Raw genomic sequence first — 15,773 nt, forward strand, 5'->3', positions numbered from 1 at the left:
CCGTTCCCATTCCGAACACGGATGACGGAGTCTCGCTGCACTCGCTTACCTACGCTCTTCAGCGCCGATGGTACTGCATGGGTGACTATGTGGGAGAGTAGGTCGTCGCCGAATTCTTATAGAAAAGCCCCTTAACGTTTTTTTCGTTGAGGGGCTTTTTTTTTTGCTCTGAATCCCCTTCAGGATAGTTTCAGGAGATTAGCTTCCCTCCTCCTATATCTATTTTTCAATAGACCTTGGTTTTCCATTTCTTCTTTCAGCCCTTTGGCTGAAGGCGACAAACTATTCTGTCTTCTGGCCTCTGACTTCTGTTTTCTGATAAGTAGGTCCTCTCCCCCGAATTTCTTTCGGGGGAGTTCGCCTTACTTACATCAACTCGGAAAAGAAATCATTACCCTTGTCATCCACAAGAATAAAAGCTGGAAAATCGACAACCTCAATCTTCCACACTGCTTCCATACCCAGTTCGGGATAATCAATGCATTCTACTTTTTTAATATTTTCTTCCGCAAGAATAGCAGCGGGTCCACCAATGGAGCCAAGGTAAAAACCGCCATGCTTTTTACAGGCAGCCGTCACCTGCGGGGATCTATTGCCTTTGGCGATCATAACCATAGACCCGCTATGTGACTGGAGCAGATCCACATAACTGTCCATACGACCTGCTGTTGTCGGTCCGAATGACCCCGATGGCTTACCAGGCGGTGTTTTGGCGGGACCTGCATAATAAATCGGATGTTTTTTCAAATACTCCGGGAGAGGCTTTCCTGCATCGAGCAATTCCTTGAATTTGGCATGAGCGATATCCCGTCCCACCACTATCGTACCTGTCAGCATGAGTGATGTACCGACCGGGTACCTGCTCAACTCTGCCAGGATCTCCTGCATAGGCTGGTTTAAATCTACTTTAATCCCATGCTCATGTTTGCCGCGATATTTCTCAGGAATCAAGCGAGCCGGGTCGTCATCCATAACCTCGACCCATAAACCATGCTTATTGATCTTCGCTTTTATATTCCGATCAGCAGAGCACGAAACTCCCATGCCGACAGGACAGGAAGCACCGTGACGCGGCAAGCGGACAACACGAACATCGTGAGTGAAATATTTACCACCGAACTGAGCGCCAATGCCTGAGTCCTGCGCGGCCTTTTGCAATTCAGCCTCGAGTTCTACATCACGAAACGCCCTGCCGTGTTCATTCCCTGTGGTTGGCAGTCCATCAAGATATTTGGCAGAAGCCAGTTTAACCGTTTTCAAGTTAGTCTCCGCACTGGTACCCCCAATGACGAATGCCAGATGATAAGGAGGACAGGCTGCGGTACCCAGGGTTTTCATCTTTTCCACCAGAAAACTTAGCAGCTTTTCAGGATTCAGGAGGGCCTTTGTCTCCTGAAAAAGATAGGTTTTGTTTGCACTACCGCCGCCTTTAGCGATGAAAAGAAATTTGTATTCGTTTCCTTCGGTTGCATAGAGATCTATCTGAGCTGGCAGGTTTGTGCCGGTGTTGGTCTCGGTGTACATATCAAGAGGTACTGTCTGGGAATAGCGTAGATTTTCTTCCGTATAGGTATTAAATACGCCGCGGGAAAGCGCTTCCGCATCATTGCCGCCCGTCCAGATATTCTCCCCTTTTTTCCCCATGATTATTGCAGTCCCGGTATCCTGGCAGATGGGAAGCTCTAATTTGGAGGCAACTTCAGCATTTCTGAGAAACGCCAGAGCAACTCCTTTTTCATTCATTGATGATTCCGGATCATGCAAAACCTTAGCTACCTGATCATTATGACCCGGCCGCAGCATAAATGAAACATCCTTCATTGCCTGATTAGCAAGAACCGTCAGCCCTTCAGGATCAATAGTAACAACTTCAATGCCCTTGAAGGTATCCACGCCGACATGTCTTTCCGAACCATCAATCTTACGATACTGCGTTTCATCACTGTCCAAAGGAAAAGGGTCCTGATAAATAAATCCTGCCATTTCATACTCCTTGTCTCAAACTTTTTGCAAATAAAAGCTACCTGGTGACTATAATGGGAATTTTCTGTTTTAAATCGGAATTATCTTCTATGAAGGCTATGGATATCAATCTATTTTATTTATCACATTTATTTAACTCGCAGCCTGAATTTTGGCCAGATCTTTTTACCGTATTTTCTTTTCATGTACTGATAGTTTCGTAAAATGTCCGATCCTGGGACTTCAAAAAGTACGAGAAGTTTTTAGTTTGCTCTTCCAACGTTGATGAGATTAATATCGCTCTAATGTCTTTTCGAACTGCAACAAACATTATTCCAAATTGAAAGAACATTGGCACGCAGGCTATTGATGCCTTTCAGAAAACTTGATTTTTTTCGCTCATACATGGTATATCGGTACATTCTAATGTGCCTTTGCCTCTATGGCGCAAAAGAGCAGTCTCTGCTATAGCAGACTGATTCACGTATTCAAAAATACTTTTCGTTTTCCTATTTTTCGGGCAGTTTTAGAAAACATCACTAATTCAGCGGAACTGGATAAGAACCTTGAAGGCAGATTGTTTTCTTGCAAAAAAAACAAGAATAGAATCTTTAAGCTAACACTTAGGAAGGGGGAATCATGTACGGAAAGATTGCATTCCATATAAGCTGTGTGTCCATGCTGCTGCTTTTTGCAATAAGTGCAGCTGCACAAACCACTATCCCGGAAGCACCCTCCGGTAATCTGAAATATTCCATTACCGTCGCCAAGTTTAAAAACGAATCCAGTTGGTCCGGACAATGGGATGTAGGAGATGGCTTTACAACCGCCATGACTGATCTTCTTCAGCAGTCCGGCTGGTTTATTGTTTTAGGTGATTCAGAGATGCGTGAAGAGGCTATGGTTGAGCAGGATTTCGGTGCCAGCGGCCGCACTGCCGGCGGTAAAAAAACCCCTCAAGCTGGACGAATGACTCCAGCACAACTGCTGGTCCGCGGCTCTATTACCAATGTTCAGGAAACCGGAGGTCAGGGAGGTGGAGTAAACCTCTTTGGGGTACGAGTCGGCGGCGATATGGGCCATTCGGAAATGGACATAACCATTTACCTTGTTGATTCGGAAACAGGTCAGGTTAAGGCTTCAAAGAAGGTTACCGGCAGATCCACGAACAAAGGCTTTTCCATCGGCGGCAGAATTTTGGACGATATCGGTGCCAATTATGGGGCCGACAAAAAGGACAATGTTCAAAAAGCCGCGGAGGACGCCATCGCTCAGGGAATAGCATTTCTCATAGACCAGTTGGAAAGTATTCGCTGGGAAGGAACCATTATTCTTGCCAACAATGGTAAAATAATTGTCAATCGCGGTTCCCGCGAGGGAGTCCAGGTAGGTACAAAATTCTCAGTAGGGAGTGTTGAGGAATTAATTGATCCCGATACCGGGGAAGTGCTTGATTCCGAGATGACCCAGACGGGAACCTTGGTGGTCACCAATGTGAAAGAGAAAATATCCTATTGCTCGGCTGAGACCGGCGGCAATGCCATTCAAAAAGGAATGACTGTTTTTGCCATGAATTAAATCCCCTGTTCCGGCACGGCCCTTCAGGAGTGAATCTGCAGCGGCTGTGCCGTAAGTGCGCATCCGTCTTTTATCAGGGCTCCAAGAGATATTCCTCCATTTTTACCCTCAACTGCTTGAAGTGCTGTTCGATTATCTTCCCATGATGATCAAGATCGCCGCCTTTATCATTTTGGGCCAGGTAATTTTCAATTTCGATAATTGCCTCCCTCATCCTGGAGGCACCCACATTGCCTACGGCACCTTTCATTTTATGGATCTGCTTTTTAATCAGCTCAAAATCCTTTTCGGCGATGGACGAAAACAGGTATTCAAGTTGGACCTGCATATCTTTAACAAATTCTTTAACAATGGTTTTGGCCAGCGACTTATCGTTGAGAACCCTTCTTTCCAGCTCCTGTGCATAAAAAACGGATGATGTATTTATATTGTTGCACTGGGTGGCGCAAACACTATCCGGGGCTTCCAGACTCGATTCCTGTTTATCTCCGCCATCCTGGTTGATATAAAGTTCCAGAATATGGCCAAGCGCATCAGGTGATACCGGTTTGGTGATATAATCATTCATTCCCGCGGCAATACATCTCTCCTTATCACCTTCCATGACATGCGCGGTCAGGGCAATGATAGGAACATTTCGATTCCTCATACTGGAATGTACCTGACGAAATCTTCTCGTTGCCTCCAGTCCGTCCATTTCCGGCATCTGGACATCCATTAATACCAGGCTATAAGGAAATGCCTCCAGAGCCTGAATCGCCTCCATGCCATTACCGACGACATCAACATGAGTATACCCTATCTTGTTCAGGATACCGATAACCACCTGCTGATTAATGCTGTTATCTTCGGCAAGAAGAATCCGGCCCTTTTTTTCTTTACATGATGAGAGTGTAGTACACCTGGGACGCTGAACCACCGGTCTCTTCCCGGTCAAAAGCATGCTCAAACAGGCAATCAGGCCATGATAACGGACAGGCTTGGCTAAAAATGCCGTGAACCTCATTCCGATAAGTCCGCGCAGCTTGTTGCGATAGCTTGAATCATGCATGAGAACCATTCGCAGAGCCGGTATGTTTGGGTCGGCCACAATACAGTTTCCATAAACAACACCATTCTTATCCGGCAAGTCCATACTTAAAAAAGCATAATCAAAGGGCTTTCCATTACCCCCGGCTTGCTGCAGAATGGAAACTGCCTCCATGCCCCGTTCTGCCTCGCCTATCTCTGCTCCCCAATGCTGAAGTTGCTTCCGCAACATATTGCGCACATTGCTATTATGGTCGACGATAAGAACTCGACGACCGACAATTTTCCTTAGCCAGTCGGGAGATTCTTCACTGCTTTTCTGCTTTTTAAAACGAGCGGTGAAGAAAAACTCCGACCCTGTTTTCTCCTGTGAATGAAATCCAATCTCTCCTTCCATCAGTGAACAGAGTTCTCTGGAAATCGCCAGGCCTAGACCAGTTCCACCGAATCTTCTGGTAATAGAGCTATCGGCCTGAGTAAAGGTTTTAAATATATCAGCCTTCCGTGAATCAGGGATACCTATGCCCGTATCCTGAATTGAAAAACGCAGCCTGCAGTCCTCCTCACCCTGCTCAAGAACGGTGACATGGACAACAACCTGTCCCTGATGAGTGAATTTTATCGCATTCCCGGTCAGGTTAAGAAGAATCTGACGCAACCTTCCTGAGTCTCCAATCAGCAAAGAAGGAACAACAGGCTCGACACAAAATACATATGCCAATCCTTTGGCTTCAGCCTTTAGCGAGGTAATATCAATGAAATCATCCAGTAGTTGCCGCAAATTGAAATTGAATTCCTCCAGTTTCATTTTTCCTGCTTCTATTTTTGAGAAGTCCAGGATGTCATTGATTATTCTCAACAATGACTCACTGCTCGACTGCAGGGTCTGAACATAGTGCATTTGAGATTCATCGAGTGGAGTATCCAGCAACAGTGTTGTTAATCCCATGACCCCATTCATCGGTGTACGTATCTCGTGGCTCATGCTTGCCAGAAATTCACCTTTGGCCTTGCTTGACTGTTCCGCAATATCCTTGATTACTCTCAGCTCTTTCATATTTTCACGGCACCTTGCTAATTCTTTTTTGTGCAGGGAAAGCTTAAGAGACATATCATTAAAAACTGCAGCTATCTCGTCAATTACAACGGCAGAGGAGTCAGTAGCGGTTGCTTGCGATTCATTCGCTTCAATCTTTCTCATGTCATTTCTGAGAATGATCAGTGGTTTGACCAGCAACCTGTTGAGAAAAGCGCTCAAGATTACCGTCAACAGGGCAAGAGAGACAAAAAGCAGCATAACGATCGTAAAAAAAGATCTGCTTTTCTCCCTGAGGATATTTTCCATCGAGTAATAAATCGAAAGAAAGCCTACTTTGTCACCGTCTGCATAGAAATTATTACGATACAGTAAAATATCACCTATTCCTGTTTTAACCTGCCCAAAAAAATATGGCGCTGCAGTAGAAGCTATATTCTCCGGTTTAACATTATGATGAATAGCATTTCCGGAACATGAAAATAGATTTCCGTTTGCAGCATACATACAAATTCTTTCAATCTCCGGCGCTATTTCTCTGATTCCATCGAGAGTCTCTCGATATTCCAGATCATTGCCGTCAAGAAATCCATCTGCCAGGACAGAAGCTTTTTCTCTGAACAAAGTGTCGAGAAGGAGCTCAATTTTATTCAAGTGCTCGTTAAATCTTCGATTTTCAAGAGGATATACAGAGGATAAAAATAGGATTGCAACAAGAACAGCCGTTGACAAGAGAACCGCATTTATTTTAAAAGACAAGCTCGGGGTGCTCATAAATAGTGAAGCCGTACTTTTAAGTGATAAGTACACGAGATTATGTAATAATGGATTTCACAATAAATAGACGATAATAGTTTTGTTTAGGGAGATATAGTTACTTTTTCTGATAAAGCAGGATAGATAACCAGCTCCTTCTGACTATATAATAGATCATTAAGAAAAAGAAGAGCAACGCGGAAAATAAAAATCGTTCTTCTGAGAGGGTTTTGCTTCTCCGAATCACGACTCGAGGCAGACAGGATACTTAATGAATTTTATTGAATAGTTACCTTGCTATTAATCGATTCTACTGGTGGTCCAAATCTATATTCCAGCATAAATAAAAATCAATACGAAAGCTTTTGAGGCGGTTTTTCAGGAGTGATTCGCCAAATTACCTTATGGCAAGCAATAATATTATTTATGCTTCGACGACCATTTCTCAGTAAACCTCAGCTTGGCTACCTATTAAATAATGATCTTCTACCTTTTCCTTTTTATATCATCATTCCTGGCAGCGACCGTTCTACCCTTTTCTTCAGAAGTAATCCTCTTTGCCCTTGTTCGTCAGGGGGAACCGGAGGGCTTGCTGATTCTCACAGCATCGCTCGGCAACACTCTTGGCGCTGCGGTAAACTGGTATCTCGGCCGCTTTCTTCTTCATTACCAGGATCGCAACTGGTTCTATTTCAAACAGGACCAAATCGAAAAAATGCAGCATTGGTTTCAACGTTATGGCATCTGGTCACTCCTTTTCTCCTGGCTCCCCCTTGGTGGAGATGTGCTCACCTTTATAGCCGGGGTGATGAAGGTGAATTTCCTATTGTTCATTATCCTGGTAGGAGTTGGGAAAACTTTGCGTTACATAGCTGTGTTCTATCTCGCCGCGTGGCCGATTCTTTCCCTTAATTAGGCTCTACACCGGAAATACGAAAAAATGATATCCTGTCAACAAAAACGTGCTTTCTTAAAATGGTTGCTTATTTTTATAGTTGATGCCCCCTGAACTCCGATTGGGCTTGTTACAAACTATTCTGATTACCAGTTCAAGATAGGGGCTGCTCTTTTTCACTGGTCTCTGCAGCCCGGCTGGCTACAGCAAAGCCCGGTTTATGGCGTCCCGATGAAGGAGCGGCTAATACTTCAAACCTACTGCTGAAATAACCGGAGGAGGCTGTCTTCATGTCGTATATTTATGGCATCGATGGTCTGCTTTTTAAAAGCAGCTATGAAGCACTTCAACACCAAGGAAAAAAGATAAAGCCTTGTGAACAATCTGCTCGGGTTCCCGGCGGCACTTGTAACCAGGCAATAAAAACATACACAGGTACAATGCAAGGAACGGCTGTTGGCCGACATCTGGTACCTGTCTCTCAAATTATGTCCTCACCTGTTTTAACCATCAGCAGGTATCAATCCCTGTACACTGCCTGGCGTCTGCTGAAAGAAGCAAATATCCGCCAATTGATTGTTATTTCCGGAAAGAATGAGGCAATTGGTGTTCTGGCGGACCGGGATATCCTTCAACATCTGAATGTGAAAGACGGTGAAGTTGAAACGAGCAGGATTCAGCCTGTAGCCGATGTGCTACAGGCTGAAATATATACCACTGACAGCACCAGCGATATCCGCCAAGTTGCCGGGGTGATGGCTGAGCACCATATCGATGCCGTTGCAATTGTTGACAAGCACCGCGCGACAGGTATCGTAACCCGGGGTGATATACTCAGATGTTTTGCCTCGAACCCAAAACTTAACCTCTGGGCCTGACTGTAAATATCCTGCTCAAGCAGGATATTTACATCATTGAGACTGCTGACCCTTCGCTTTTCGCTGCAGAACACTTTCCACCTTATCGCTCATTGCCTGCTCTCTGTCGGTCCGTGTTGCCAGCTTGATAGTAGTTAATATTCGCGGAACGCCCATTTCATGTACTTTTTCTTGACATCTTTTTACCGCTGACATGACTTCATCCCACTCACCTTCGATATTCGTTCCAAAAGCATGCAGCTTTATCTCAAGTCCTGTTTCGTCGAGAATCTCATGACAGGCTATGATATATTTTGATAAAGAAACGCCGGTGCCAATGGGTACAATGCCAAGGTCTATATTCACCTTCATATTTTTCCTCCTGAGAGTTTCTTATGGCCTTTTATAGAGCAGCAGGCGAAATGCCTGCTGCTTTACATTTTAATAATGTTCTTCGTGAGGGTAAACAGTGGATCCTATCGCATTCACAAAGAGCGTGTGTTGTTTGAGCCTACCTCTTTCAAGATCAGGTTAATGCTCGTCTCAAATCCCGATTCATATACTTTCTCACTTTTATGTTTTGATCCTGCATTTTTCAATTCTTAGTTTTGCCTGATATTTCAACTCAAACATAACATATGCACATTTAATTTTTTCATTTCATCAATAAAAGACAATGCTAAATTAATTGATATTTCTTCAGATTAACTACTAATTTTAAAAGCCTCTAAGATACTTTTCCTTACCCTTGCTTATTGTTTTTACACTTTAATTACAGATATTTAATTACTCTATTATTATTTTCCCGTTGATCTTTTGGTGTTATTTTCCTCATTACGCTTTTTCCCAAATATGTTGTTTTATTCTTGCATTTTTTACCATCATCGGATATTCACAAAGTAGGAGTGTGAGACACACACCGTAGGAGTACCACAACGTAGTAACGTGCATATGTATTTTATACGACATTGTAGTATATATTTACGGGTGAATTTTTTTTGAATTTTTTATGTGCATATGCATCTTATGTCACAATGTGGTGATTGCCCATTTTAAACTTTTTGTAACTCCAGTTTCGTACATATGAAATCTATACCACAGCGTAGCAATGAAGCACCTTGGAACGGGAGACTGATGACACTTGGACAGCAGCTTAAAACTATAATTCCCCTTCTGCACGAGCTCCAATATTTCGAGCAGAGGTAACTTGCAATCCTTTTTTTGGAGGGTAGAAACATGGTCAATCCCGAGGCATTGAATGAATTCAAAAAGATGTGGTCCTGGCTGTACAGGCATCCGGCGCATGACAGGAAGTATTACGTAAAACATGTCGCCAAACCTGAGCCACCCTGGAAAAACGACTGTCCGCTATGCAACCTCTCAGAGGGAGAGTGCACAGCATGTCTTTTCCTATGGGACCATGGTCACGGCAATCTCTGCAGCGACCCCGACTCCCCCCTGTCAAAATGGCGGATTACGCAGTTGAGTGACCCCAACTTCAGGACTTGGTATGCGGGAAAGATTGTAGACATAGCCCAGAAAGCGGATGCGTGACAAACCAGGAGTATGGCAGGAGACCATAGTCCTGCCATACAAAAAAACGGTCTGGAGAAATCTCTTCCTCTGCATCAGGGGATGAATAAGCTATGTAAAATCGCAATGAAAGCACATTACGCACAGTAAGAACAAATGCAATTGGCGAGGGGGAAAACAGGGCTCAATCCGCTCCTTTTACCCTTGCAATTTTTATCTACGTAATATAATCATGCTGACGGACCTTAATATGCATATGCCAAATATACTACATTGTAGTGATGCCCTTTCCGGCAGAAAACTCACAATAGGCGTATTGTGCATATGCAATTATTGTCTTTTGCCCGCATCATACTCTATCAAAGCGATATGGAACGTCCTTGAGGCGGTCTCAAACCGACGTCCTTTCATTAACCCACCTACTGGTACAGAAGGGAGAATGTTTTGAAGAATTATGGTATCAGTCAAAATCTTTATGGCGAGATCAAGAGGTTGGGTGCCAAGGATATGGAAATCTGCATGCAGTGTGGCAACTGTGCTGCGGCATGTCCTCTGTCTACAGGTGAAAACACCTTTCCTCGGAAAATCTACCGCTATCTTCAGCTCGGCCTGAAGGATAAGGTTCTGGAATCTCCGGAACCCTGGCTTTGCTACTATTGCGGCGACTGCAACACCGACTGCCCGCGTGGTGCAGAACCGGCGGAAACAATGATGGCAACCCGCCGCTGGCTGACAACCCAATATGACTGGACAGGTCTTGCCAGGCTCTTTTACGCCTCTCCGAAATTGGAAGTTGCAGCCTTTGCCGGCATCGCACTCTTTGTCATGTCATTGTTTTTACTTTTTCATGGTCCTGTCATTACCGACTATGTTGCCCTGAACGCCTTTGCCCCAGCGCATTACGTGCATATCGGCGATGAAATAATGATCCTGATTGTCCTCGGGCTGCTCGGCTCCAATGCAATAAACATGTATCTCAAGATCATGCAGGGTACCAAAGTTCCGCTGAAGCTTTATTTTACCCAGGCGCCTGTCTTTATCCTGAACTACTTCACTCAGAAAAAGTGGAGAAAGTGCGGTACCGGGCCTTCAAGTGCCTGGGCTAGACACTTCTTTCTCTTCTCCGGTTGGGTAGCTATGGAAGTATTGGTCATGATTTTCCTCACATCTTTCCAAACGGATATAGTCCATCCTTTCTGGCATCCGACCCGAATCGTCGGGTATTACGCCACGGTTGCACTCTTGGTAGGCTCAACCAGCATGCTCTATGGCCGATGGTTTAAAAAGGAAGAAAATCTGCATCGTTATTCGGATTTTACAGATATGTTTTTCCTGGTTCTCATTTTTGCCATCGCTTTCACCGGAATTCTGGTCCACTTTGCCAGACTCGGCGGGCTGCCCTTGACCACCTACTCCATCTATGTCATTCATGTGGGAATCTGCGTGGGCATGCTGATGATCATGCTGCCGTTCGGCAAACTGTCCCATCTGATGTACAGACCGCTGGCCATCTTCCTCACCTCTATAAAAGCGAAAGCACAACATGACTCACAGGTCGATCCCGTCGATATGGAACACGAGATCGGCGAAGCCTTCAAGACCTGTATGCAGTGCGGAACCTGTACCAGTGTGTGTACGTCGACTCATGCCAACAATTACAGCCCTCGACTGGTCCTCAGAAATCTGGCCCTTAACCGGGCTACAGATACCAATGTGGATGATGTCTCCTGGAACTGTGTGACCTGCAACAGCTGTGTGGCAAACTGCCCCCGCGGAATCGACATTATCGGTCTTATCAAATCGGTGCGAAGACAGATAGGGGAAGGAAAATTTATGCCTGAATATCTGCAGGCACCTCTTAAGAGCCTTGAAAAAGAAGGTAATCCCTGGGGCGGCAAACGCTCCAAAAAAACAGATTGGATAAACACACCCAAGATTCCCGTCTTCAGCCAAGATAAAGAATACTGTTTATTCACATGCTGTACCACCGCTTATGACGATACAGCCGCAAAAGGGAGTCTGAGCAGTGGGACCGCCCTGGTCAAGCTTCTGGAAATAGGCGATGTCTCCTATGGGACACTCGGCACAGCGGAATCGTGCTGCGGTGATCAGGCTGAGAAAATAGGTGCGGCGACCGTCAATGAAAGCCTCATCAAGGCGAATACCGATCTTTTCCTGAAAAACAATGTGAAAAAGATTCTGACATCCTCACCCCATTGCCTGAATGCCTTCAAAAAGAATTATCCGGAGTTGGAGGAAAACACCAAAACAATTCATTACACTGAGCTGCTCGATGCACTGATCACCAATGGCAGTCTGACCCCGCTCACTGAGGTGAACAGCAGGGTAACCTACCATGATCCGTGTTATCTCGGCAGACACAATGGAATATATGAACAACCGCGCAGAATCCTGCAGAGTATTCCGGGGCTTAAAATCATAGAGATGCAGAACTCCAGGAAGAGAAGTCAATGCTGTGGAGGCGGAGGCGGCGGAGCCTGGCACATTCTGCCGATAGACGAAAGCCACGGCGTTCAAAGAGTACGTGAAGCCATGGATACCGGAGCTGAGATCATCGCAACCGCCTGCCCCTATTGTATCCGTATGCTGAACGATGCCATTGCAATACTTGGTGCCCAAAATAAAATTGCTGTCCGTGATGTGGCAGAGCTTCTTCTCCAATCCGTAGAAGCATCATATATATCGGGTCAAACCACAAGCGCTAATCAGGAGGAGTATCATGTCTGAACGTATTGGATTTTTCATCTGCCACTGCGGTATCAATATTGCCTACAGGGTAAGAGTTGAGGAGGTTGCCAAATATGCAAGCACCTTCCCCGGGGTAGTAGTGGCAAAAGACTATCTCTTTATGTGTTCTGATCCCGGCCAGGAACTGATCGAGAAGGAAATAAAGGAGCACGATCTCACACGTGTCGTAGTCGCAGCGTGCTCTCCCAGAATGCATGAAAAAACCTTCAGGGCAGCCTGTGAAAGGGCCGGCTTGAATCCTTATCACGCCTTCCATCAGGTCTGTGTCCGCGAACATGGCTCGTGGGTCACGGAGAATGAGGACGAGGCAACCGCCAAGGCCATCACCATAGCCAAGGCAGGTCTATCCCGGGTAGCTTATCAAGACAAACTGGTACCGAAAACTTTTCCGGTAAATCCCAATTCTCTGGTAGTCGGCGGCGGCATCGCAGGAATGGAGGCTTCACTCACTATCGCCTCCTCAGGCAACAAGGCATATCTGGTGGAGACTCAGCCCACCGTCGGCGGCCATATGCTGCAGTATGATAAAACCTTTCCTACGCTTGACTGTGCCGCCTGTATCGGTACGCCGAAAATGGTTGCTGTGGGTCAGGAGAAGAACGTTGAGTTGAGGACCTACAGTGAGGTTGTCGATGTTGAAGGGTTTGTGGGTAATTTCAAGGTGACCCTCAACCAGAAGGCACGCTACATTAAACCGAACTGCACGGGGTGCGGCGACTGCGCCAAGGTATGTCCTGTCGAGACCACGAATGAGTGGGATAATCACACTAAATCGAGAAAAGCCATCTACATCGCCTTCCCGCAGGCGGTCCCGGTCCGCTACGTTATCGACAAGAAAGATCGTGGACCATGTGTTCAGAGATGTCCCGCCAACATCAACATCCAGGGTTTTGTCGCTCTTATTAAACTGGGCAAGCACCAAGAAGCGCTCAAGCTGATAATGGAGAAAATGCCTCTTCCTGGATCGCTTGGCCGAATCTGTCCGGCTCCCTGCGAATCCGAATGCCGCAGACAGGAAGTCGACAAACCACTGGCCATCTGCTCTCTTAAGCGTTTTGCAGCTGACCAGGCAGACTGGGAAAGCTTGCCAGTTCCCGAGATCGCCAAAAAAGATCCCAATGAAAAAGTGGCGATTATCGGTGCCGGACCCGCCGGGCTTACCGCCGCTTATTTTCTTGCCCAGGAAGGCTACCACCCCACCATCCTCGAGAAAGCTCCACAGAGTGGAGGTATGCTGCGCTACGGCATACCCGACTATAGGCTGCCGCCCGAGATTTTGGACCGGGAAGTGGATTACATCAAACGGCTCGGTGTTGCCATCGAGCTTGAAGCTGATATAGGGCGTGAGCGTACCATCGAAAGCCTTCTGGCTGAGGGCTATAAAGCCGTATATATAGCCGCCGGCGCCCACAAGAGCCGCAAGATGAATATCAAGAACGAAGATGCCGAAGGAGTAATGCACGGCATCGATTATCTTGGTCTTCTCAACCGTAAAAAGCCGGTGACCACCGGAGAGAAGGTGGTTGTAGTCGGCGGAGGCGATGTTGCCATCGATGCGGCCCGTGAGGCTGTTCGTCAGGGCGCCAAAAACGTCACCATGGTTTATCGCCGCAGCAGAAAAGAAATGCCCGCGGTGACTGCGGAAATCAAGGCCGCCGAAGAAGAAGGCATCAAAATTGAGATCCTGCAGAATCCCATCGAAGTTTTGACGGATAATGGCAAGGTAGTCGGGGTCAAATGCATCAAAATGGAACTCGGCGAGCCGGACGAGTCCGGCAGAAGAAGACCGGTTCCGATTGAAGGATCGGAATATGATATCGAATGTGACATGGTCATTCCTGCAATAGGCCAGCAAGTCAACAGTGAATTTATCAGCGGTACGGAGGGCATCGAGCTGACCCGCTGGGGGACCATTGACGCCGACCCAATCACCTTTCATACCGGCAGACCCGGGGTATTCGCAGGTGGTGATGTTTATACGGGACCATCTATTGCCGTTGAAGCTGTAGGCGCCGGTCAGGAGGCTGCGATATCCATCGCCAGATACCTCGAGGGTGAAGAACTCTTTGAGGACAGGCAGAAGCGCCCCACAGGAACCAACTGGCAGAAGATTCCCGAGAAGACCGTCAAAGTGGAAAGAGCCAGGATGCCGGAACTCCCGGTTGCCGAACGTATCAGCAATTACAAGGAAATAGAACTCGGTTTTTCTGAAGAACAGGCGATGCAGGAAGCGTCCCGATGTGTCGACTGCGGCGGTTGCTGTGAATGCAAACTGTGCATGGATCAATGCAAGGCGCAAGCCATCGATCATGTCGATACCGACAAGAAGGAAGTCATTGATGTGGGCTCAATCATCATTGCCACCGGGTTTGATCCAATGGATCCGACACCGATGACGCAGTATGGCTACGGCAAGTACGCCAACGTCTTCACCAATCTCGAATTCGAACGTCTCTCCAATGCAACCGGACCGACTTCCGGCAAACTGCTGAAAAGAGATTTGAATGACAAAATGAAGTTTACCACTCCGCCCAAAAGTGTCGCCATACTGCACTGCATCGGCAGCCGTGACAAGAATCATCACGAATATTGTTCCCGGACCTGCTGTATGTATGCCTTGAAATATGCCCACCTTCTCAAGGACAAATGCGGCCATGATACCGAAATTTACAACTTCTACATCGACATGCGCTGCTTCGGCAAGGGCTATGAAGAGTTCTACAAAAAGGTGCAGGAAGAAGGCGTGCGCATGATCCGCGGCAAAGCCGGCTCAATCACCGAAAAGGAGAATGGTATCCTGACGGTCAAGGCGGAAGATACCCTGTCCGGCCGAATAGTCGAAGTCGATGTCGAAATGGCCATTCTCTGTACAGCCATGGAGGCCAGACCAAACGCCGAAGAGGTGATGAGGAAATTCGGCATTGGTATCGGGCAGGACGGCTTCTTCCAGGAAGAGCACCCCAAACTTGCTCCTGTCTCCACACCTTCAAGCGGTGTTTTTCTGGCCGGCGCATGCCAGGGACCCAAGGATATCCCGGACACTGTGGCCCAGGCGAAGGGTGCGGCCGCTGAATGCCTTGCCCTTTCCTCTGCCGGACATGTCCAGGTTCCGCCAATGATTTCAGGGATCGATCCAGACATCTGTGTCGGCTGTAAGCTCTGCATCAGTCTCTGTCCTTACGGCGCAATCGAATTCAATGACTTTGCCGGTATTAGTGAAGTCAATTCTGCTGTCTGCAAGGGATGCGGCAGCTGTTCCGGCGGGTGTCCAAGCGGCGCACCGAAGGTTCGACATTTCACAGACAAACAAATATTTGCGGAAATTGATGGAATATTAACATATTAAATGAGGAGCCTG

The 15,773-nt window shown here is 46.7% G+C and carries 9 protein-coding genes; 6 read left to right on the plus strand and 3 right to left on the minus strand.

The annotated features are described in order from the left end of the window. Window positions 1-366: 366 nt before the first annotated feature. Complete coding sequence (locus tag JWG88_RS13050) at window positions 367-1,983, minus strand: fumarate hydratase (RefSeq protein WP_205234230.1); 1,617 nt, start codon at window positions 1,981-1,983, stop codon at window positions 367-369. Window positions 1,984-2,601: 618 nt separating this feature from the next. Here JWG88_RS13050 and JWG88_RS13055 point away from each other — a divergent pair. Further along, the gene (locus JWG88_RS13055; RefSeq protein ID WP_205234231.1) at window positions 2,602-3,540 is read left to right on the plus strand and encodes a CsgG/HfaB family protein; all 939 of its coding nucleotides are present in this window, start codon (window positions 2,602-2,604) and stop codon (window positions 3,538-3,540) included. Window positions 3,541-3,613: 73 nt separating this feature from the next. Here the strand turns inward: JWG88_RS13055 and JWG88_RS13060 are convergent, their stop codons facing one another. Continuing rightward, on the minus strand, window positions 3,614-6,259 hold the full coding sequence (locus JWG88_RS13060) for a response regulator (RefSeq protein WP_205234232.1): 2,646 nt from the start codon (window positions 6,257-6,259) through the stop codon (window positions 3,614-3,616). A gap of 580 nt (window positions 6,260-6,839) precedes the next feature. On the opposite strand from JWG88_RS13060, the gene JWG88_RS13065 reads away from it, so the two are divergent. Next, complete coding sequence (locus tag JWG88_RS13065; RefSeq protein WP_205234233.1) at window positions 6,840-7,277, plus strand: YqaA family protein; 438 nt, start codon at window positions 6,840-6,842, stop codon at window positions 7,275-7,277. A gap of 269 nt (window positions 7,278-7,546) precedes the next feature. Next, window positions 7,547-8,134: a CBS domain-containing protein gene (locus JWG88_RS13070; RefSeq protein ID WP_205234234.1), complete on the plus strand. Its 588-nt coding sequence runs from the start codon at window positions 7,547-7,549 to the stop codon at window positions 8,132-8,134. A gap of 33 nt (window positions 8,135-8,167) precedes the next feature. Here the strand turns inward: JWG88_RS13070 and JWG88_RS13075 are convergent, their stop codons facing one another. Next, a complete protein-coding gene (locus JWG88_RS13075) occupies window positions 8,168-8,485 on the minus strand; it encodes an MTH1187 family thiamine-binding protein (RefSeq protein ID WP_205234235.1) in 318 nt (105 codons plus the stop codon). A gap of 864 nt (window positions 8,486-9,349) precedes the next feature. Between JWG88_RS13075 and JWG88_RS13080 the strand changes: the two genes are divergently transcribed. From JWG88_RS13080 to JWG88_RS13090, 3 genes are all read left to right on the plus strand, one after another. Beyond that, a complete protein-coding gene (locus tag JWG88_RS13080) occupies window positions 9,350-9,667 on the plus strand; it encodes a hypothetical protein (protein WP_205234236.1) in 318 nt (105 codons plus the stop codon). Window positions 9,668-10,090: 423 nt separating this feature from the next. Further along, the gene (locus JWG88_RS13085) at window positions 10,091-12,394 is read left to right on the plus strand and encodes a (Fe-S)-binding protein (protein WP_205234237.1); all 2,304 of its coding nucleotides are present in this window, start codon (window positions 10,091-10,093) and stop codon (window positions 12,392-12,394) included. Further along, entirely contained in the window at window positions 12,387-15,761 is a 3,375-nt protein-coding gene (locus JWG88_RS13090; RefSeq protein ID WP_205234238.1) for an NAD(P)-binding protein, read from the plus strand. The genes JWG88_RS13085 and JWG88_RS13090 overlap by 8 nt, the downstream gene beginning before the upstream one ends. Window positions 15,762-15,773: the final 12 nt, after the last annotated feature.

This window comes from Desulfopila inferna (genome assembly GCF_016919005.1).
GTDB lineage: Bacteria > Desulfobacterota > Desulfobulbia > Desulfobulbales > Desulfocapsaceae > Desulfopila_A > Desulfopila_A inferna.